Origin of the sequence: Enterobacter sp. BNK-8, assembly GCF_048685095.1 — a bacterium.
Taxonomy (GTDB): Bacteria; Pseudomonadota; Gammaproteobacteria; order Enterobacterales; family Enterobacteriaceae; genus Enterobacter; species Enterobacter quasiroggenkampii.
The window spans coordinates 3,912,284-3,934,196 of sequence record NZ_JBLQTN010000001.1; the positions used below are offsets into that span (position 1 = coordinate 3,912,284).

A 21,913-nucleotide genomic window follows, 5' to 3' on the forward strand; every position below is an offset into this window, starting at 1 on the left:
GCGCATCATGAGTACACCATTGTTAATTGCCCGGACGCTGGAAAAAGAGCTCTATTTACTGCCCGCGATGGCGAACCGCCACGGTCTGATCACCGGCGCGACCGGGACGGGGAAAACCGTCACCCTGCAAAAGCTGGCGGAGTCGCTTTCGGAGATTGGCGTACCAGTCTTTATGGCTGACGTAAAAGGCGATTTAACCGGTGTGGCTCAGGAAGGGACGGCCTCTGAAAAACTGCTCGAACGGCTGAAAAATATTGGCATCACGGACTGGACGCCGCACGGTAACCCGGTGGTGGTGTGGGACATCTTCGGTGAAAAAGGCCACCCGGTACGCGCCACCGTCTCCGATCTTGGCCCGCTGCTGCTGGCCCGTCTGCTTAACCTCAACGACGTGCAGTCCGGCGTGCTGAATATTATCTTCCGCATTGCCGATGACCAGGGGCTACTGCTGCTTGATTTCAAAGATCTGCGCGCCATTACACAGTACATCGGCGATAACGCCAAATCCTTCCAGAACCAGTACGGCAACATCAGCAGCGCCTCGGTGGGCGCTATTCAGCGCGGGCTACTGACGCTTGAGCAACAGGGCGCTGAGCATTTCTTTGGTGAACCCATGCTGGATATCAAAGACTGGATGCGCACCGACAGTAGTGGCAAAGGCATTATTAACATCCTGAGCTCAGAGAAGCTCTACCAGATGCCGAAACTTTACGCCGCCAGCCTGCTGTGGATGCTCTCCGAACTCTATGAACAATTACCCGAAGCAGGCGATCTGGAAAAACCGAAGCTGGTGTTCTTCTTTGACGAAGCGCATCTGTTGTTTAACGATGCACCTCAGGTCCTGCTGGATAAGATCGAACAGGTTATCCGCCTGATCCGCTCCAAAGGCGTCGGCGTCTGGTTTGTCTCGCAAAACCCGTCGGATATCCCCGACAACGTGCTCGGGCAGCTCGGCAACCGCGTGCAGCATGCCCTGCGTGCCTTTACGCCGAAAGATCAGAAAGCGGTGAAAGCCGCCGCGCAAACCATGCGCGCCAACCCTGCCTTTGATACCGAAGCGGCGATTCAGGCGTTAGGCACCGGTGAAGCGCTGATCTCGTTCCTCGATGCGAAGGGCAGCCCGTCCGTGGTGGAACGCGCCATGGTCATTGCACCTTGCTCGCGCATGGGGCCGGTGACCGACGATGAGCGCAACGGCCTGATTAACCACTCTCCGGTTTACGGGAAATACGAAGACGAGGTGGATCGCGAGTCCGCGTTCGAGATGCTGCAAAAAGGGGTCCAGGCGACAACGGAATCGCAGGATGCACCTGCCGCTAAAGGGCAATCAGTCGCCGTGGATGACGGCATTCTCGGTGGACTCAAAGACATTCTGTTCGGCAGCACCGGGCCGCGCGGCGGCAAACGCGATGGCGTGGTGCAGACCATGGCGAAAAGCGCAGCCCGACAGGTCACCAATCAGATCGTGCGCGGCATGCTGGGGAGTTTGTTAGGCGGCCGTCGCCGGTAGACGCGGAACCCACGGGCGGCCCAGCGCCGAACCCTGAACGCCATTCTCCTGCAGGTAGCGGTCGATTTCCACCATCCCCGTCCAGCGGTTCTCACACCACAGCGGTGCCAGAAGCGTTGGACGGCGGGCGCTGGCCGAGATGCGGTGGTAGACAATATCCTGCGGCGTGTGGCGAATCATCTCCCCCGCCGTCACCGTATAGTCCTCAAGCTCGATACCGCTTAACCGCCCGGCCTCCCAGGCTTTCGCCATAATGCTGCCCTTCACGATATGCAGCGGATGCAGCTTGATGCCGTCCACCCCGGTTTCAACGACCCTTTCCAGCGTTTCAAGGCCATGCTGTTGACCTTCGCCGGGTAACCCAACAATCAGGTGCGAACAGACCTTCAGCCCGCGCTCGCGGGCCAGGCGCGTGGTGCGTTGGTAGCAGGCAAAATCATGCCCACGGTTAATGCGGTGCAGCGTTTTGTCATGTGCCGTTTGCAAGCCCAGCTCCAGCCAGATCTCGTAGCCTTGTTCTTTGTACTCGCTGAGCAGGTCCAGCACCGCGTCCGGTACGCAGTCCGGGCGCGTTCCCACGCACAGCCCAACGATACTGGCCTGGCTGACGGCCTGCTGATACATCGAACGCAATACCTGCACCTCCGCCCACGTGCTGGTATAAGCCTGAAAATAGGCCAGATACTGCTTCGCGCGGTTCACCAGGCTGGCCTGGTGGGCAAGCTGCTCAGCGATAGAATGGTGCTGCTGCGCTTCATCGGCAAACGACGCGACGTTACAGAAGGTGCAGCCGCCGCGCCCGATGGTGCCGTCGCGATTCGGGCAGCTAAACCCGCCGTGCAGCGTCAGCTTATGAACCTTTTGCCCGTACCGCTGCAAAAGATCCCCACCAAACATATTGACTAATTTCTGTAACTGCATAATCTGATAGACCGTCCCGGAGAAAGGGGACAAGCCTGCCATTTTTAGCCTCTGTCGGCGATGACCTGGATCAATCGCCCTGGACGGCCTTTATCTATATGAATAAATACTCAGGATTACTGCAATTTCATTCACGCCGTACGTGATTACTTTTCCTTATGTTCTGATTGTTTTTTTCATTTATAGCGCCAGCACTGAAAAACAGTGTGTTTATGCGGGTTTGCAGATAATGCCAGATTATTATTCTGCTATAAAACCGCTATTCAGCACGCTACATTGATAATACCGCTTTCATATAGTGAGTCAGATCACACTCCGTTGCGCTCTTTCAGGGCATTCAATCAATGTAAAACTAGTTAAATAACCTTTAAATACAATTGGATAATATCTCTTTAGCACATTTTTGTATAAATAAGATTGCCATTTGACCTGTGTACCAATTCCCGATAAGTTGGAAATCCGCTGGAAGCTTTCTGGATGAGCGGCCTGCTCATCATATTTATGCAGTAATTGAGATTCCCTCTGAAGCAAGTCCTCAAACTTGTTTACCTGCGCGAAAGGATGAAAAAGAGGGCGAATGCGAGGTCCGCGTATGAAACGCAAACCCCGTCGCCATGCTCTTTCTGTGCCTGTGCGCCACGGTAAAGTTCAGTGGGAAGCCCGACGAGCCTGGGGAGGTTCACTGATATGTTGTACGATAAATCCCTTGAGAAGGATAACTGTGGTTTCGGCCTGATCGCCCACATAGAAGGCGAACCTAGCCACAAGGTAGTGCGTACTGCTATTCACGCACTGGCCCGTATGCAGCACCGTGGCGCCATCCTTGCCGATGGTAAAACCGGCGACGGTTGCGGCCTGCTGCTGCAAAAACCGGATCGTTTCTTCCGTATCGTGGCGGAAGAGCGCGGCTGGCGTTTAGCCAAAAACTACGCTGTCGGCATGCTGTTCCTGAATCAGGATCCTGAAAAGGCTGCCGCCTCACGCCGCATCGTCGAAGAAGAACTTCAGCGTGAAACCCTGTCGATTGTCGGCTGGCGCGATGTGCCAACCAACGAAGGGGTGCTCGGTGAAATCGCCCTCTCCTCGCTGCCTCGTATTGAACAGATTTTCGTCAACGCGCCTGCGGGCTGGCGTCCGCGTGATATGGAACGCCGTCTGTTTATTGCCCGCCGCCGCATTGAAAAACGTCTCCAGGACGATAAAGAGTTCTACGTCTGTAGCCTCTCTAACCTGGTGAACATCTATAAAGGTCTGTGTATGCCGGCTGACCTGCCGCGCTTCTACCTGGACCTGGCGGATCTGCGTCTGGAATCGGCCATTTGCCTGTTCCACCAGCGCTTCTCCACCAACACCGTACCACGCTGGCCGCTGGCTCAGCCGTTCCGCTACCTGGCGCACAACGGCGAGATCAACACCATCACCGGTAACCGCCAGTGGGCCCGCGCCCGTACCTATAAATTCCAGACGCCGCTGATCCCCGATCTGCACGATGCCGCGCCGTTCGTGAACGAAACCGGCTCGGACTCCAGCTCGATGGATAACATGCTGGAACTGCTGCTGGCGGGCGGGATGGATATCGTGCGTGCCATGCGTCTGCTCGTGCCGCCGGCCTGGCAGAACAACCCGGATATGGATCCTGAGCTGCGCGCGTTCTTCGACTTTAACTCCATGCACATGGAGCCGTGGGATGGTCCGGCGGGCATCGTCATGTCCGACGGTCGTTTTGCCGCCTGTAACCTGGACCGTAACGGTCTGCGTCCGGCGCGCTACGTCATCACCAAAGACAAGCTCATCACCTGTGCCTCTGAAGTCGGCATCTGGGATTACCAGCCAGACGAAGTGGTCGAGAAAGGCCGCGTCGGTCCGGGCGAGCTGATGGTGATCGACACCCGCGGTGGGCGCATCCTGCACTCCGCCGAAACCGACAACGATCTGAAGAGCCGCCACCCGTACAAAGAGTGGATGGAGAAAAACGTGCGTCGTCTGGTGCCGTTTGAAGATCTGTCGGACGAAGAAGTGGGCAGCCGCGAGCTGGACGATGACACCCTCGCCAGCTACCAGAAGCAATTTAACTACAGCGCGGAAGAGCTGGACTCCGTCATCCGCGTGCTCGGTGAAAACGGCCAGGAAGCGGTCGGCTCGATGGGTGACGATACCCCGTTTGCCGTGCTCTCCAGCCAACCGCGCATCATCTATGACTACTTCCGTCAGCAGTTCGCGCAGGTGACTAACCCGCCAATCGATCCACTGCGTGAAGCACACGTGATGTCGCTGGCCACCAGCATCGGTCGCGAGATGAACGTCTTCTGCGAGGCCGAAGGCCAGGCGCACCGTCTGACCTTTAAATCGCCGATCCTGCTGTACTCCGATTTCAAACAGCTCACCACCATGAAAGAGGAGCATTACCGCGCCGACACGCTCGACATTACCTTCGACGTGAACGAGGCGAGCCTCGAAGAGACGGTGAATGCGCTGTGTGACAAAGCCGAACAGATGGTGCGTAACGGTACCGTGCTGCTGGTATTGTCCGACCGCAACATCGCGAAAAACCGTCTGCCGGTACCGGCCCCGATGGCAGTGGGCGCTATCCAGACGCGTCTGGTCGATAAGAGCCTGCGCTGCGACGCCAACATCATTGTTGAAACCGCAAGCGCGCGCGATCCGCACCACTTTGCCGTGCTGCTGGGCTTTGGCGCGACGGCGATCTATCCGTACCTGGCCTACGAAACGCTGGCCCGTCTGGTGGATACCCGCGCGATCGACAAAGATTACCGCGCGGTGATGCTGAACTACCGTAACGGCATCAACAAAGGTCTGTACAAGATCATGTCCAAAATGGGCATCTCGACCATTGCCTCCTACCGCTGCTCGAAGCTGTTTGAAGCGGTCGGCCTGCATGACGAGGTCGCCAACCTCTGCTTCCAGGGCGTGGTCAGCCGCATCGGCGGCGCCGGTTTTGCTGACTTCCAGCAGGATCTGGTGAACCTGTCCAAACGCGCCTGGCTGGCACGTAAGCCGCTGGATCAGGGCGGTCTGCTGAAATACGTTCATGGCGGCGAATACCACGCCTACAACCCGGACGTGGTGCGCACGCTGCAGCAGGCGGTTCAGAGCGGCGAATACCGTGATTATCAGCAGTACGCTGAGCTGGTGAACAACCGTCCGGCGGCAACGCTGCGCGACCTCATTGCCCTGAATCCAGGTGATGAAGCGGTCAGCATTGACGACGTTGAGCCGGCATCCGAACTGTTTAAACGCTTCGATACCGCGGCGATGTCCATCGGCGCCCTGAGCCCGGAAGCCCACGAAGCGCTGGCGGAAGCCATGAACAGCATCGGCGGCAACTCTAACTCCGGCGAAGGCGGTGAAGATCCGGCGCGCTACGGCACCAACAAGGTGTCTCGTATCAAGCAGGTGGCATCCGGCCGCTTTGGCGTGACGCCAGCGTACCTGGTCAACGCCGACGTGATTCAGATTAAGGTCGCTCAGGGTGCGAAACCGGGCGAAGGCGGTCAGTTACCGGGTGATAAAGTCACGCCGTACATCGCCAAACTGCGCTACTCGGTACCGGGCGTGACGCTGATCTCCCCGCCGCCGCACCACGATATCTACTCTATCGAGGACCTGGCGCAGCTGATTTTCGACCTGAAGCAGGTCAACCCGAAGGCGATGATCTCCGTGAAGCTGGTTTCCGAACCGGGCGTCGGCACCATCGCGACCGGCGTGGCGAAGGCCTATGCGGACCTTATCACCATCGCCGGTTATGACGGTGGTACCGGTGCAAGCCCGCTCTCCTCCGTGAAATATGCGGGTTGTCCGTGGGAGCTTGGCCTGGTGGAAACCCAGCAGGCGCTGGTGGCTAACGGTCTGCGTCATAAGATCCGTCTGCAGGTGGATGGCGGTCTGAAAACCGGCCTCGACATCATCAAGGCGGCGATCCTCGGTGCGGAAAGCTTCGGTTTCGGTACCGGTCCAATGGTCGCGCTGGGCTGTAAATACCTGCGTATTTGCCACCTGAACAACTGCGCAACCGGCGTTGCAACCCAGGACGAGAAGCTGCGTAAGAACCACTATCACGGCCTGCCGTTCAAAGTGACCAACTACTTTGAGTTCATCGCCCGCGAAACCCGCGAGCTGATGGCGCAGCTGGGCGTGAAGCGTCTGGTAGACCTGATTGGCCGAACCGACCTGTTGAAAGAGCTGGAAGGCTTCACCGCCAAACAGCAAAAGCTGGAGTTGGGCAAGCTGCTGGAAACCGCGCAGCCGCATCCTGGCAAAGCGGTCTACTGCACCGAGAACAACCCGCCGTTCGATAACGGCGTGCTGAACGCGCAGCTGTTGCAGCAGGCGAAGCCGTATGTGGACGACAAGCAGAGCAAAACGTTCTGGTTTGATATCCGCAACACCGACCGTTCCGTGGGTGCCTCCCTCTCCGGTTACATCGCGCAAACGCACGGTGACCAGGGGCTGGCGGCCGATCCGATTACCGCGCACTTCAGCGGTACCGCGGGCCAGAGCTTCGGTGTGTGGAACGCAGGCGGCGTTGAGCTGTATCTGACCGGCGATGCCAACGACTACGTCGGCAAAGGCATGGCGGGTGGTCTGCTGGCGGTGCGTCCTCCGGTCGGCTCAGCCTTCCGCAGCCATGAAGCCAGCATTATCGGTAACACCTGCCTGTACGGCGCGACCGGCGGTCGTCTGTTCGCAGCAGGTCGTGCGGGCGAGCGTTTTGCGGTGCGTAACTCCGGTGCCATCACCGTGGTGGAAGGCATTGGCGATAACGGTTGTGAGTACATGACGGGCGGGATTGTTTGCGTTCTGGGTAAAACCGGCGTGAACTTCGGCGCAGGCATGACGGGTGGTTTTGCCTACGTCCTGGATGAAGACGGTGAGTTCCGCAAACGCGTGAACCCGGAGCTGGTGGAAGTGCTGGACGTTGACACGCTGGCTATCCACGAAGAACACCTGCGCGGTTTGATTACCGAACACGTGCAGCATACCGGTTCTTCGCGCGGCGAAGAGATCCTGGCGAACTGGCCGGCGTTCTCTGCGAAATTCGCGCTGGTTAAGCCGAAGTCCAGCGATGTTAAAGCCCTGTTGGGTCACCGTAGTCGTAGCGCAGCAGAGCTGCGCGTGCAGGCGCAGTAAGGAATTCAGATGAGCCAGAACGTATACCAGTTTATCGACCTGCAGCGTGTTGATCCGCCAAAGAAACCGCTGAAGATCCGTAAAATTGAATTTGTTGAAATCTACGAGCCGTTTTCAGAAGGCCAGGCCAAAGCACAGGCAGATCGCTGCCTGTCCTGCGGTAACCCTTACTGCGAATGGAAATGTCCGGTACACAACTACATCCCGAACTGGCTGAAGCTGGCCAACGAAGGACGTATTTTCGAAGCCGCCGAGCTCTCTCACCAGACCAACACCCTGCCGGAAGTGTGCGGTCGCGTGTGTCCTCAGGACCGTCTGTGCGAAGGTTCCTGTACGCTGAATGACGAGTTCGGCGCGGTGACCATCGGCAACATCGAGCGCTATATCAACGATAAAGCGTTTGAGATGGGCTGGCGTCCGGACATGACCGGCGTGAAGCAAACCGACAAGCGCGTGGCGATCATCGGCGCGGGCCCGGCGGGCCTGGCCTGTGCGGACGTGCTGACCCGCAACGGCGTGAAGGCGGTGGTCTTTGACCGTCATCCGGAGATCGGCGGCCTGCTGACCTTCGGTATCCCGGCCTTCAAGCTGGAAAAAGAGGTCATGACCCGTCGCCGCGAAATCTTCACCGGCATGGGCATTGAGTTCAAACTGAACGTGGAAGTGGGCCGCGACGTGCAGCTCGACGACCTGCTGAAGGATTACGACGCCGTGTTCCTGGGCGTGGGCACCTATCAGTCCATGCGCGGCGGTCTGGAGAACGAAGACGCGCCGGGCGTGTACGACGCGCTGCCGTTCCTGATTGCCAACACCAAGCAGATCATGGGCTACGGCGAAACCGCCGATGAGCCTTTCGTCAGCATGGAAGGCAAACGCGTGGTGGTGCTGGGCGGCGGAGATACCGCGATGGACTGCGTGCGTACCTCGATTCGTCAGAATGCGGCACACGTGATCTGCGCCTACCGTCGTGACGAAGAGAACATGCCGGGCTCTAAGCGCGAAGTGAAAAACGCGCGTGAAGAGGGCGTGGAGTTCCAGTTCAACATCCAGCCTCTGGGTATTGAAGTGAATGCCAACGGTAAAGTGAGCGGCGTGAAGATGGCGCGTACCGAGATGGGCGCACCGGATGCGAAAGGCCGTCGTCGCGCCGAGATCGTGGCCGGTTCTGAACACGTGATCCCGGCCGACGCCGTGGTGATGGCGTTCGGTTTCCGCCCTCACAGCATGGAATGGCTGGCGAAGCACAGCGTTGAGCTGGATTCACAGGGCCGTATTATTGCGCCAGAAGGTAGCGATAACGCATTCCAGACCAGCAACCCGAAAATCTTCGCCGGTGGCGATATCGTTCGCGGTTCCGACCTGGTGGTGACGGCGATTGCCGAAGGCCGCAAGGCGGCTGACGGTATACTAAATTACCTGGAAGTGTAAGAAAAAAAGGGAATAAACCTTCCGGTTTATTCCCTTTGCTAAATAAAGCGTAATTAAAATATAAATTACAGATATTTCAGCGTAAAAGTTGCCTGCCCATCAATGCTGGTATCATCGGTAATTGCCAGCGTCGTGGTGTCCTGAATCGCAAGCGAAATAGCCATTGGTACAACGGCCTGAGTAAAGGCCAGTGGTGCCGTTTCTCCGGTGGTTGCAACAGTCACAATTTCACTGGCGTTATTCTGCATCAGCGAACCCACGTTAGACCAGGACGTTCCATTATCAGAGCTATAGGTCGCCCCGACTGCGTTACCATCCGCCGTTATGCTGTCGGTTTTAACAAACATGCTGTAGTTACCAATCTTCACGTTGCCTGCCGTGGTACTCACGCCAAACAGGTTTACCGGCTGGAGGACGTCAACACCGGCTACGGTACCGTTTTTAACGACCACATTCGCCGCCGTGCCGCTACGGTCATCATTCACGCTAAAGCCCACTTTGACAGGCGCCTGGCAGTTAATCGTCAGGGAGAAGTCTTTTTGTCCCAGTTGGTTAACTGCGGTGGCGCTCAGCGAGCCCAGATTGACGGTGCCGTAGTCAATGGTGCCACCGCCGCTCAGCGTTGGGGTACAGGACGAGTTAGTTAACGTACCTTTTAACTTCAAAACGGCGCTCGGGTCAGCTGCAAATGCAGAAGAGACACAAAGAGACAGAACAGTTGCAAGCCATACTTTTTTCATTCGTTAATCCTTAACGTTTAATCTATTTATAACAAACCAATTACGGCATTCATGCCGTTAAATGAATATATATCTTTCCTCACAACGCATTCACTTATCAGAAAGGATAAAAATATTCATTTCATCGACGATAAAAATAATGAAGCTTATTTTCTCTTCATGATTTTTATTTATTACCCGAACCGCTACTTCGTCAGCAGGGTCCAGGTTAAATCACTTTCCAGTGCGGTTTGATCGGTGATGCGGCTAAACGCATTGTCATCCAGCACGGGTGATAGCGTCACCCGGAAATTCATCTGCTGGCCTGAAGGCACCTGATTATTATCAACCGCAATAACCGCTTCATTATTACGCACATAAAACGGCGAAGGCGTGCCGCTTTGCGGAGTAAAATTGAGCTGGTCGACCGTTTTACCGACGGTATAATTTTTACCGTCAACGGTCATCTCATCGATTTTCACCGCCATCCCGCCAGACTGGCCGAATGTGAAGCGCCCTTTATCGCCTGCCGTCCCCTGCAGCAACACCGCCATTTGCTGCGGCTGCGGACAGTAAACGTTAACGTTGAGGGTACGGTCCGCCATTTTGTGCCAGTTCTGCTGGGTTTTATCGATATTATCTCGACGCATTTCGTGGTAATCCACCACCGGCTGCGAGAGCGTTATTTGGCAATCTTCCGCATGTGCAGTCGCCGCGAAGAAAAGTATCCCCAGCGCGGTTAATCCAACTGTTTGTTGATAATTCATCGGCATACTCCGTTTACTTCTTCATAGAAGGCATCTTCATCGCGTTTCTCTGGAAGAGCGAAATCGAGTTTGCACAGACGATTGTTGTTGGCATCCATGGCGTAGAGCGCCGATAGCTGATCCGCATCGTTGATAAAGACATGACCATCATCAACGACCGTAACAATGTAGTTGCCCTTCTCATCCACGACCGTCAGCCCTTTTTTCAGCGGCTGACCATCGGCTTGCTTCATACGCAGCATCACACGACGGCTGTTTAGCACCCTGAAGTCAAGCTCGCTGACTGAAGCGTGACCTGCGGCGATATATCGGGTGCCGTTTGCCAGCGTCATATTCTGCGGCAGCTTGTTGGCATCCACTTCAATACGCGAATTGCGCCACTCGTTTAGCGAAGGTACGACCGCCTGTCCCCAGGCATCGGTCCAGACCGTACCCTGTGGCGTGGCGATTTCTACCCCGCTTTTCTTCTCGCTCAGTCTGGCAATGGCAAAGGTATCGCGAATCGCATACGGCGAGAACGTCACGCCATTTTTGTGCATAGCGATGCCGCCCGCCAGGGTGGCGTTATAGTTACGCTGATTATCACCGCTGGTGCCGCCACCCACGCTCAGCTGGGTATAGTGCAGGTTGGTGTTAATGTTACCGTTGAAGCTATTATCACTGGAGGACTGGTCACGATCCGCGGCGATATAGTAGTGCGTGTTGTCGCCCAGCGAGCCGCTGTTGGCGACACCGTAAGTGGTATTGTCGCCCTGCTTGCGCATGTAGGTGCTCAAAGATTGCCCTGGACTCAACGGAATGCTGACGTTGATGTACAGCATTTCATCATCCTGGTCGTCATCGACGTTGCCCACAGCGCTTTGCCAGTTGGCAGTCACGCTGGCATATTTGAACGTCTTACCCCACGACAGAAGCAGATAGCGGGAATCTTCATAGTCCCCGCTGCTCTGGTTGTAGTTGAAGCCTGCTGAGAAAACGCCTGCCAGATCGGATGAAAAATGTACGCTGCCGGAATAGGCGTTATCGTATCCCTGGTAATCGTCGTCCATTGCTTCTGCCATCTCACGATAGCCGCCGCTGTAGTGCGTCGCGCTGGTGGAAAGCGAGACATGGGAGGAAAGCGTAAGGTCGCTTCCCAGCTCGGTTTTAAGGCCACTGTTGCTGTCACCAAACGATTCCTGGCTTGCCGCAACCGTCGTGGAGACAGACCAGAGGTCGTTAATCAGAAAATCGGTGCGACCGCCAGCCGCCTGGTAATCCTGAGCGGCAGTACCGGAGGCCAGAAGATTCATCCACGGGAAAATGCGCCAGCCGTCGGACACGTTCATCACCAGCGGATCGCTGTAGTCGCTGTCGATGCTGCGCACCTGACCCGCTGACACGGTAAGCCCCTGCGGACGTGAAAGGTTGCGCTGCTTCACGGCGGCTGCAGGAACAATAAAGTGATTCGTTGAGCCGTCAGACTCCACGACGGAAACGTCCAAATCGACGTTGTTACGCGCAATCGGGACGTCATCCAGCGTAAATGGCCCTGCGGGCACGAGCGTACTGAAAATCAGCTGATTATTCTGGCGAATCTCCACGCGAGCCTGGGAAGAACGGGCAATGCCGGACACGCTGACGCCGCTACCGTCTCTTGTCAGCCCGTTGGTCGGCATAAGCTGGATGCCGGTAATGGGTATGCCGCTCAACACATTAGACATGGCGTTAATTTCACCGACCTGCATGGTTAACTTCTGCGGGACAAAAACATGCTCCGCATAGGTGTAAATGCTGTCGGCATTTTTCTTGCCATTGTCATCCGTCAGGATGTAATTACTGCGAAGCGACCAGTCAAAAGCGTTGAAACCCGCTTCCAGATTGGCCTGCGAATAGCGGGAATTGTCGCTACCGCCATATTCATTACGGGTACTGAACAGCGAATAGTTGAGCATCCCGGCGGCACCGCCGTGCTGGAAGTTTCGGATATCCGACGACAGGCTGTTTACCGCTTCAGGCGGCAGGTATAACTCAACGGCTTCCTGGTTTGGCAACGCGTTGATTACCGCTTTCGGGTAATCGTCACGGATGTCATGGCACGCCTCGCCTGCCTTCAGCGGAACCGGCATAAGACCGGCGAAATCAAGCAGATCGTTATCAAAACACAGCACGCCGTCCTTATCGAAACGGACGGCGGCCATGCCGCGATCTTCACCATTCACTTTGACGTTCACGGAATGGGTTCCGGGCAGAAAACGCGGTGCTTCAGCGAAGTAATGGTTCAAATCGCTCGTTAACCCCAGCGTTTTCATTACTCCCGTATCAAACGTCACTTCCCTTGCGAGTACGGAAGCGGAGTCAAACATCATCAGAGGCAAGGTGCCGCAGAGAACTGCGCGGACACAAAGTGCAATACGGCTTTTTTTATTCACCGTTTTATCCCTATTTTATTTATTTAATTCAGAGGTAAAGCTCGGCACTTCAACGCCATAGCGGCTGGCCGGGAAAAATTTAACGTGGCTGTCACCACTGGTTGTTTTATTCAACGCAGCCGTCATCGTCTCACCTGGCAGAAGGTAAGTTTTGGAAAGCGTGGCGTTTGCGCCTGAAGGCTGTAATACGACTTTTTGTGCCAGACGGACAACGTACTTACTTGGATTGGTGACTTTTACAGACGACCCGACGGTTGACCATTTGAGGTATTTCCATGCGTCCGTCACAACCCCCAGCGTAGCCGGGCGTATTAGCACTGGAATATCCTGGCGGATGTTAATACCAATTTTAATTTTTTTATCGTCATTTTTTGGCGGAATGCCGTCAAACGTTACGCGTTTGAAATGCTCAACGTCCAGCGGTTGCTTGCTTTGCAAAATAAAACGAAGTTGCTGCGTTTGACCGGGTTCAAGGCGAACTACAGGCTGCGTGACGATCAGCTTAAGCCCCTGATCATCCGGCAGGTCAACCACGTTCGTATATAAAAGGGATGGGTGTGAATCCGTATTTTTTACGTTGATGGTACCGCTGTGCGTGGCTTCATCAATAATCAGCAGGCTGGTTTCCGGCACCATACCTTCTGCATGTACTGCAAAATGGGTAGAAAATAAAGCGAGGGTGAAAAGTGTTTTAAATATATTCGATTTTACGCATTGCATAATATTATCTCCTTGATAGCCCAACAGAACATTCCATGTTTATCGCGCTGTTAAAAAGAGAGTAAATGCAGAACATTCACTCTCTGGATTATTTTAAAATTACTTTTACTCAATAAAGTCTTACAGATAACGCAGGCTGATGGTCAACTGACCGTCAAGCTGAGTATCATCGGTAATCGCCAGAGTTGCGGTGTTCTGAACAGCCAGTGAGGTCACCAGTGGGAAGGTCGCAGTCTGGAAAGCCAGCGGGTCCAGAGTACCCGTAGACGCGACGGTGAAGTCACGAATATGGCTGCCCTGAGTAGAACCATTGGTGGTTTTGGTCCAGTTACCCGTTGCGTTCTGCTGATAGATTGGATCTGCCGCAGCACCATCAGCCGTTACGCTGTCTGCTTTAACAAACATAGCGTAAGTACCGATGTTAACGCCACCTTCGGTTTTGCCCACACCGTAAGTTTGGCCAGTGCCGCTACCTTGAGAGCCACCACCAAACTGACCGTTTGTTACCGTCAGGTTCGCGTTAGAATCCACGCGGTCGTCTACCATATTCCAGGACACTTTTGTTGCCGCGGTGCAGTTAATGGTCAGGTCGATATTTTTCTGGCCCAACTGGTTGGTTGCAGTCGCACTCAGATCGCCCAAGTTAATTGTACCGTAGTCAACAGTACCACCGTTGCTCAGAACGGGTGTACATGCTGCATTGGTCAGCGTACCTTTAACCTTCAGTACCGCTGAAGGGTCTGCAGCAAATGCTGATGTCACACACAGAGAAAGCGCAGTTGCGAGTAAAACTTTTTTCACTTGTTAATCCTTAACATATGAGTAATTGCAATATTTAATCCAGTAATGATAAATACCTTTACCAGTTACTGATTGTCGTCATGCTTGTCAGCATGTGCACATAGTATTGTTTTTATAAATACATGCAATTTAGCAAAATTAACGATTCTATTAAGGATAACGAAAAACTGATCTTTTCCTTAATTTATTAAGGAATTACCCATTTAAAAAAGAGATTAACATCAAAAAAAGAATACTACTCTGAATTTAACTTTACTTTTCTTAGCGCTTTGATATTACTTTACACCTCATTGATTCACACCATTTATAAATCTAGTTAATTATTAACCAGACAATAAAGAAATAAGAGATATAAACAATGCTTATTTAAAAATGTTGCAGCGGTTGATGGATATAAAGAAAAAAGCCAGTGAATCACTGGCTTTTATAAACGGACGACAAAGGGATTTATTTGACGACGCGTAGCGCCGGGCGACCACCGCGCGGAGGCGGATCGTCATCAGGGTCATTGTCGTCGTGATGATCGGGTTTGTCGCCATCGATAAGTGACATCACCGTGTCGCTTTCGCGCTCATCAGATGCATTGTCATCATTTAGGCTGGCAACCTCTTCATCATACGCCGCTTCCGGCTCAAACATAGTACCCGCCCCGTTTTCACGGGCGTAGATAGCCAGCACAGCGGCCAGCGGCACGGAAACCTGACGCGGTACGCCGCCGAAACGCGCGTTGAAGCGCACTTCATCGTTCGCCAGTTCCAGGTTACCCACCGCGCGCGGGGCGATGTTCAGTACGATCTGTCCGTCACGTGCGTATTCCATTGGAACCAGCACGCCCGGCAACGTCACATCCACAACCAGGTGCGGCGTGAGCTGGTTATCCAGCAGCCATTCATAGAAGGCGCGCAGCAGATACGGACGGCGTGGGGTAAGTTGTGACATTTCCACAGTCATTAGCCTCGGCCGAGACGCATTTCACGTTCCGGTTCAGTTAAAGATGCCAGGAAAGAGTCGCGTTCGAATACGCGAGTCATGTAGCCTTTCAGCTCTTTCGCGCCAGGACCGCTGAACTCTACGCCCAGGGTTGGCAGACGCCACAGCAGCGGTGCCAGGTAGCAGTCTACCAGGCTGAACTCATCGCTCAGGAAGAACGGCTTCTGACCAAACACCGGGGCGATTGCCAGCAGCTCTTCACGCAGTTGCTTACGCGCAGCGTCGGCTTCGGCAGCGGATCCGCTGGTAATCACGTTCATCAGCGAATACCAGTCTTTCTCGATACGCTGCATGTACAGGCGGCTTTCACCACGCGCAACAGGGTAAACAGGCATCAGCGGCGGATGTGGGAAACGTTCATCCAGATATTCCATAATGATACGGGATTCCCACAGGGTCAGCTCGCGATCCACCAGCGTCGGTACGCTTTGGCTCGGGTTGAGATCGATCAGATCCTGAGGCGGGTTATCCTTTTCCACATGCTCGATCTCAAAACTGACACCCTTCTCGGCCAGCACGATACGAACCTGATGGCTATAAATGTCAGTAGGACCAGAAAACAGCGTCATTACCGAACGTTTGTTGGCAGCGACAGCCATGAAAACCTCCAGGTATATTCAGAATTTTTACTGCTACCAGCCCAACAGGGGCCAGCCAGATGTTGTATCGCCCATCCCAGAGAAGACACATTGTTCAAGAATCGAACAAAAATCGAGTATTCACCGATATTTGGGCAGAAAATTGGATGATAGTTTACCAGATTTTGATGGCTTTGTGGTGAGGGGATTCTGGAAATGTGGAAAAAGAGAAGATATATGCATGGATATTGTGGATAACCTGCGCATTATCCATAAAAAAACCCGCCGAAGCGGGTTTTTCGCCAATCGTTCTGCGTAAGCAGAATGGATTAACGTTTGGAGAACTGTGGACGACGACGTGCTTTACGCAGACCCACTTTCTTACGTTCAACCTGACGCGCGTCACGAGTAACGAAGCCAGCTTTACGCAGTTCAGAACGCAGGGATTCGTCGTACTCCATCAGAGCGCGGGTGATACCGTGACGGATCGCACCTGCCTGACCGGAGATACCACCACCTTTAACGGTGATGTACAGATCCAGTTTTTCTACCATATCAACCAGTTCCAGCGGCTGGCGAACTACCATGCGGGCAGTTTCGCGACCGAAGTACTGTTCCAGAGAACGCTGGTTGATTACGATTTTACCACTGCCCGGTTTGATGAAAACGCGAGCTGCGGAACTTTTGCGGCGACCAGTGCCGTAGTATTGATTTTCAGCCATTGCCTATAATCCCGATTAGATGTCAAGAACTTGCGGTTGCTGTGCCGCGTGGTTGTGCTCGTTGCCTGCGTAAACTTTCAGTTTACGGAACATAGCACGACCCAGCGGGCCTTTTGGCAGCATGCCTTTAACCGCGATTTCAATCACACGCTCAGGACGGCGAGCAATCATCTCTTCAAAGGTCGCTTCTTTGATACCACCGATGTGGCCGGTGTGGTGGTAGTACATTTTGTCAGTACGCTTGTTGCCGGTAACAGCAACTTTGTCAGCGTTCAGAACGATGATGTAATCACCGGTATCAACGTGCGGAGTGTATTCCGCTTTGTGCTTACCGCGCAGGCGACGAGCCAGTTCAGTAGCCAGACGGCCCAGAGTTTTACCGGTCGCGTCAACAACATACCAGTCGCGCTGTACGGTTTCTGGTTTAGCTGTAAAAGTTTTCATTAAAAGCTTACCCAAATAATAAGTTACACGTTGGTGAACACCCAAACGTTTAGTCAGTTGAGGTTCACACGACAAAGTCCGGCAAACCTACCCCTTCGAATAGCTCATGCCGACACATAGAAAGTTTCGGGAAAAAAACCTTCTCGTAACGTGGGGTCGCAAGATTATAGAGAAGTTGAGGTCAAAGATCGACCCTTAAATGTGATTTGGAATGGGTTTTTCGAGGGGGCTGAAAATGCCGGGTGGCGGCTGCGCCTTACCCGGCCTACAAGGCTCCCTTCTCAGGGAGAGGGTGGCATTTGTTACGGCATATGCTCCAGCTTCAGGTATTCCTCGCTCTGCATCTCCTGCAGACGAGACAGGCAGCGCTGGAACTCAAACTTCAGCCGCTCGCCCTGGTAGATCTCATATAAAGGAACCTCGGCGCTGACCACCAGCTTGACGTGGCGCTCATAAAACTCGTCCACCAGAGCGATGAAGCGCCGCGCCTCGCTCTCCATCAGCCGCGTCATCACCGGTACATCCAGCACCATCACGGTGTGGAACAGACGCGAAAGCGCAATGTAGTCGTGCTGGCTACGAGCATCGACACAGAGCGTCGTAAAGGAGACCGCCAGCGTTTGGTTTTCAACGCCGAGCGTAGGCAACGGACGATGGTTAATCTCAAGTTCCGGGGCGTGCTCGCGTTTTGCCCCCGCCAGCGCCAGCCAGAGTGTATCCATCTCGCGGGTGGTCTCTGCATTTAACGGCGAGAGCCACAGGTGCGCCTGGGTTAACGTGCGCAGACGATAATCGACACCGGCATCGACGTTCATAATGTCGCAGTGCTGCTTAATGGCGTCGATGGCGGGCAGGAAGCGTGCCCGCTGCAGGCCGTTGCGGTACAGCTCGTCCGGCGGGATATTCGACGTGGCCACCAGCGTAATCCCGCGGGCAAATAACGCCTTCATCAGGCCGCCTAACAGCATGGCATCGGTGATGTCAGACACAAAAAATTCATCGAAGCAGAGCACGTCCGTTTCCGCCTTGAAGCGGTCGGCCACAATCTCCAGCGGATCGCTTTTACCCTGCAGCGCAGTCAGCTCTTCATGCACCCGCAGCATAAAGCGGTGGAAGTGCAGACGCTGTTTACGCTCCCCCGGCAGGCTCTGGTAGAACATGTCCATCAGCCAGGTTTTTCCGCGACCGACCCCGCCCCACATATATAAACCGCGCACCGGCGCGTGAGCCTGTGGCGCTTTTTTTCCGAGCAACCGCCCAAATGCCGCCTTTAGCCCGCCATTCTGTTCGGTTTCAGCGGGTTTGGCCGTGAGTTCCTGATAAATCATCTCCAGACGGCTTACCGCCTCACGTTGAACGTCATCCGGCTGATGGGTACCCTCGTTAAGGGCCAGTTGATATCGCGATGCAGGGGACAGGTTTTGCATAATCTTATTGTTATTCCTTCAATTAACGCTCACCAGCAGACGTGACTGATGAAAAAAAGGCCGTTCTACACTACGCGATGATACGTCAGGATTCCACTTCTACGGAAATAGCGGTTATAGTGGCATTATCAGGCACAGGCAGGAGCCGAGCCAACACCCTACGGAACAACAAGACAACGGGAGAAGTTCATGACCTGGGAATATGCGCTAATCGGTTTAGTCGTCGGCATCGTCATCGGTGCTGTGGCCATGCGTTTCGGTAATCGCAAATTGCGTCAGCAGCAGTCACTGCAGTACGAACTGGAAAAGAACAAAGCCGAGCTGGAAGAGTATCGTGAAGAGCTGGTCAGCCATTTTGCCCGTAGCGCCGAGCTGCTGGACAACATGGCGACCGACTATCGTCAGCTGTATCAGCATATGGCAAAAAGCTCCAGCAGCCTGCTGCCGGAAATGACGGCGGAAACCAACCCGTTCCGCAACCGTCTGGCAGACTCTGAGGCCGGTAACGATCAGGCGCCCGTTCAGATGCCTCGCGACTATTCAGACGGCGCGTCCGGCCTGCTGCGTGGCGGTGTAAAACGCGATTAATCGCACAACCTGAATTTATTTTACGGGCGCAGCGATTGCGCCCGTCCTTTCTTCATGACCCCAGCTATCATTTAGTTAAACACCTCATTGTTCAGCGGTTTAAAATTCAATAACATCAACGTGTTTTTGGGGCCGTTTTTCCTTTATTCCAGGTTACGAGAGTCAACATCGATGAAGAAAAAAAACCAGCTGTTGAGCGCTATCGCGTTAAGTGTCGGGTTATCTCTCTCGGCGTCCGTTCCTGTATTTGCCGCCATTCCCTCCCAGGTGCCTGGCCAGGCGGCCATTCCAAGCCTTGCACCCATGCTGGAAAAAGTGTTGCCTGCGGTCGTCAGCGTTCAGGTTGAAGGCACGGCGGTACAAAGCCAACGCGTCCCTGAAGAACTGAAGAAGTATTTTGGTGATGAGTCTCCCGACCAGCAGGCCCAGCCTTTTGAAGGCCTGGGGTCTGGCGTCATTATCGATGCGGCAAAAGGCTATATTCTGACTAACAATCATGTCATCAGCCAGGCCGATAAAATCAGCGTCCAGCTAAACGATGGCCGCGAATTTGATGCCAAACTGATTGGCGGCGATGACCAGAGCGACATCGCGCTGCTGCAGGTGCAAAACCCGAGCAACCTGACCCAGATTGCCATCGCGGATTCCGACAAACTGCGCGTCGGCGACTTTGCCGTCGCCGTAGGCAACCCCTTTGGCTTAGGGCAAACCGCCACCTCCGGGATCGTCTCCGCGCTGGGACGTAGCGGCCTCAATCTGGAAGGGCTGGAAAACTTTATCCAGACCGATGCCTCAATCAACCGCGGGAACTCCGGCGGGGCATTGCTCAACCTTAACGGTGAGCTGATTGGGATCAACACGGCGATTCTGGCCCCGGGCGGCGGCAGCATTGGGATCGGTTTTGCGATTCCCAGCAACATGGCCAAAACGCTGGCACAGCAGCTCATTCAGTTCGGTGAAATCAAACGCGGGCTGCTGGGTATTAAAGGTATGGAGATGAGCGCGGATATCGCAAAAGCGTTCAACATCAACGTTCAGCGCGGGGCGTTTGTCAGTGAAGTGCTGCCAAACTCCGGCTCGGCAAAAGCAGGTATCAAATCGGGCGATGTGATCGTCAGCCTCAACGACAAGCCGCTGAGCAGCTTTGCCGAGTTGCGCTCGCGGATAGCCACCACCGAACCCGGCGCCAAAGTGAAGCTGGGTCTGATCCGTGACGGTAAACCGCTGAACGTTGAAGTGACGCTGGATAAGAGCACCTCCTCCTCTGCCAGTGCGGAGCTGATCGCCCCGGCGCTGCAGGGTGCGACGCTGAGCGATGGACAGTTGAAAGACGGTACGAAAGGCATTCGCATCGACACCGTTGAAAAGAGCAGCCCTGCCGCTCAGGCCGGGTTGCATCAGGAAGATGTGATCATTGGTGTAAACCGCAATCGCGTGCAGTCCATTGCCGAACTACGCAAGGTGCTGGAGAGTAAACCAGCGGTTATTGCCCTGCAGGTCATGCGCGGCAATGAGTCTATCTATATTCTGTTGCGCTAAGCATTTGCGACCCGGACATCACCGCTGCGTGTGATGTCCGGATAACTCATGTTATGCTGCAAATCGTTCCTTTTTTAACGACACGCGCATCATGCTTTTAAAGCTCTTACGTTCTATTGTCATCGGTTTGATTGTCGCTGGCCTGCTGCTGCTGGCGCTGCCGTCTTTACGTCAGTTCAATAAACTGTCGGCTCCCCAGTTCGATAGCACGGATGAAACACCGGCCACTTATAATCAGGCCGTCCGCCGAGCCGCACCTGCCGTGGTTAACGTCTATAACCGTGGCCTGAATACCTCAGCCCACAACCAACTGGAGATCCGCACGCTCGGCTCCGGCGTGATCATGGACGAGCGCGGCTACATTATTACCAACAAGCACGTGATAAACGATGCCGACCAGATCATCGTCGCCCTGCAGGATGGCCGCGTTTTTGAGGCATTACTCGTTGGCTCTGACAGCCTGACCGACCTCGCCGTCCTGAAGATTAACGCCACGGGCGGTTTGCCGGTCATCCCGATCAACCGTAAACGTACCCCGCATATAGGCGACGTCGTCCTGGCGATTGGTAACCCTTACAACCTGGGCCAGACCATCACTCAGGGGATCATCAGCGCGACCGGCCGTATTGGTCTGAACCCCTCCGGGCGGCAGAACTTCCTGCAAACCGATGCCTCCATCAACCACGGTAACTCCGGCGGTGCGCTGGTCAACTCGCTGGGCGAACTGATGGGCATCAACACCCTGTCGTTCGATAAGAGTAACGACGGTGAGACGCCGGAAGGGATCGGCTTTGCCATTCCGTTCCAGCTGGCGACCAAAATTATGGATAAGCTGATCCGCGACGGACGCGTGATCCGCGGCTATATCGGTATCGGTGGCCGCGAAATTGCGCCGATGCATACCCAGGGTGGCGGTATCGATCAGATCCAGGGCATCGTGGTGAACGAGGTGGCGCCAGGGGGGCCGGCGGCCAACGCGGGGATTCAGGTCAATGACGTCATTGTGTCGGTCAACGGCACGCCAGCGGTTTCTGCGCTGGAGACGATGGACCAGGTGGCAGAAATTCGCCCGGGCTCTATCATCCCAGTTGAAGTCATGCGCAACGATAAGAAACTGACGCTGCAAGTCACCATTCAGGAATACCCGGCAACAAACTGACAGGCATAAAAAAACGGAGCGATAAGCTCCGTTTTTTTGCC

At 54.6% G+C, this 21,913-nt stretch carries 17 protein-coding genes; 6 read left to right on the plus strand and 11 right to left on the minus strand.

All coding sequences use genetic code 11. The features are described 5' to 3' along the window. Positions 1-7 precede the first annotated feature (7 nt). Complete coding sequence (locus ACMGGU_RS18935) at positions 8-1,510, plus strand: helicase HerA-like C-terminal domain-containing protein (protein ID WP_008502820.1); 1,503 nt, start codon at positions 8-10, stop codon at positions 1,508-1,510. On the opposite strand, the gene ACMGGU_RS18940 is transcribed toward ACMGGU_RS18935, so the two are convergent. After that, positions 1,490-2,431, minus strand: a complete 942-nt coding sequence (locus ACMGGU_RS18940; protein WP_420300985.1) for a TIGR01212 family radical SAM protein — start codon at positions 2,429-2,431, stop codon at positions 1,490-1,492. The genes ACMGGU_RS18935 and ACMGGU_RS18940 overlap by 21 nt on opposite strands. Before the next feature lie 687 nt (positions 2,432-3,118). Here ACMGGU_RS18940 and gltB point away from each other — a divergent pair. Next, the gene (gene gltB, locus ACMGGU_RS18945) at positions 3,119-7,579 is read left to right on the plus strand and encodes a glutamate synthase large subunit (protein ID WP_262821030.1); all 4,461 of its coding nucleotides are present in this window, start codon (positions 3,119-3,121) and stop codon (positions 7,577-7,579) included. A gap of 9 nt (positions 7,580-7,588) precedes the next feature. Then, a complete protein-coding gene (gene gltD, locus ACMGGU_RS18950; protein WP_014833470.1) occupies positions 7,589-9,007 on the plus strand; it encodes a glutamate synthase subunit GltD in 1,419 nt (472 codons plus the stop codon). Between the two features lie 65 nt (positions 9,008-9,072). Here gltD and ACMGGU_RS18955 read toward each other — a convergent pair whose 3' ends face one another. The 10 genes from ACMGGU_RS18955 to zapE all read right to left on the minus strand — a co-directional run bounded on the left by ACMGGU_RS18955 (position 9,073) and on the right by zapE (position 18,586). Continuing rightward, complete coding sequence (locus ACMGGU_RS18955) at positions 9,073-9,747, minus strand: DUF1120 domain-containing protein (RefSeq protein WP_420300846.1); 675 nt, start codon at positions 9,745-9,747, stop codon at positions 9,073-9,075. Positions 9,748-9,932: 185 nt separating this feature from the next. Then, positions 9,933-10,493 (minus strand): hypothetical protein, encoded by a 561-nt coding sequence (locus ACMGGU_RS18960; protein WP_048028813.1) that lies wholly within the window; start codon positions 10,491-10,493, stop codon positions 9,933-9,935. Beyond that, positions 10,490-12,904: a fimbrial biogenesis outer membrane usher protein gene (locus ACMGGU_RS18965; protein ID WP_420300847.1), complete on the minus strand. Its 2,415-nt coding sequence runs from the start codon at positions 12,902-12,904 to the stop codon at positions 10,490-10,492. The genes ACMGGU_RS18960 and ACMGGU_RS18965 overlap by 4 nt, the downstream gene beginning before the upstream one ends. A gap of 15 nt (positions 12,905-12,919) precedes the next feature. Continuing rightward, complete coding sequence (locus ACMGGU_RS18970; protein ID WP_045910125.1) at positions 12,920-13,624, minus strand: fimbria/pilus chaperone family protein; 705 nt, start codon at positions 13,622-13,624, stop codon at positions 12,920-12,922. Between the two features lie 120 nt (positions 13,625-13,744). After that, complete coding sequence (locus ACMGGU_RS18975) at positions 13,745-14,425, minus strand: DUF1120 domain-containing protein (protein ID WP_045910126.1); 681 nt, start codon at positions 14,423-14,425, stop codon at positions 13,745-13,747. Positions 14,426-14,872: 447 nt separating this feature from the next. Next, the gene (sspB, locus tag ACMGGU_RS18980; RefSeq protein WP_045355426.1) at positions 14,873-15,370 is read right to left on the minus strand and encodes a ClpXP protease specificity-enhancing factor; all 498 of its coding nucleotides are present in this window, start codon (positions 15,368-15,370) and stop codon (positions 14,873-14,875) included. 5 nt (positions 15,371-15,375) lie between these two features. Next, complete coding sequence (gene sspA, locus ACMGGU_RS18985; protein ID WP_025756674.1) at positions 15,376-16,014, minus strand: stringent starvation protein SspA; 639 nt, start codon at positions 16,012-16,014, stop codon at positions 15,376-15,378. 308 nt (positions 16,015-16,322) lie between these two features. Further along, positions 16,323-16,715, minus strand: coding sequence for a 30S ribosomal protein S9 (gene rpsI / locus ACMGGU_RS18990; protein WP_003860436.1), 393 nt, complete (start codon positions 16,713-16,715; stop codon positions 16,323-16,325). Positions 16,716-16,730: 15 nt separating this feature from the next. Then, positions 16,731-17,159, minus strand: coding sequence for a 50S ribosomal protein L13 (rplM, locus tag ACMGGU_RS18995; RefSeq protein ID WP_003860434.1), 429 nt, complete (start codon positions 17,157-17,159; stop codon positions 16,731-16,733). 302 nt (positions 17,160-17,461) lie between these two features. Continuing rightward, positions 17,462-18,586: a cell division protein ZapE gene (zapE, locus tag ACMGGU_RS19000; RefSeq protein WP_045910127.1), complete on the minus strand. Its 1,125-nt coding sequence runs from the start codon at positions 18,584-18,586 to the stop codon at positions 17,462-17,464. Positions 18,587-18,775: 189 nt separating this feature from the next. Between zapE and zapG the strand changes: the two genes are divergently transcribed. The 3 genes from zapG to degS all read left to right on the plus strand — a co-directional run bounded on the left by zapG (position 18,776) and on the right by degS (position 21,872). Beyond that, positions 18,776-19,174, plus strand: a complete 399-nt coding sequence (gene zapG / locus ACMGGU_RS19005) for a Z-ring associated protein ZapG (RefSeq protein WP_008502832.1) — start codon at positions 18,776-18,778, stop codon at positions 19,172-19,174. Positions 19,175-19,345: 171 nt separating this feature from the next. Then, entirely contained in the window at positions 19,346-20,713 is a 1,368-nt protein-coding gene (gene degQ / locus ACMGGU_RS19010; protein ID WP_045910128.1) for a serine endoprotease DegQ, read from the plus strand. Positions 20,714-20,804: 91 nt separating this feature from the next. After that, positions 20,805-21,872: an outer membrane-stress sensor serine endopeptidase DegS gene (gene degS, locus ACMGGU_RS19015; RefSeq protein WP_008502834.1), complete on the plus strand. Its 1,068-nt coding sequence runs from the start codon at positions 20,805-20,807 to the stop codon at positions 21,870-21,872. Positions 21,873-21,913: the final 41 nt, after the last annotated feature.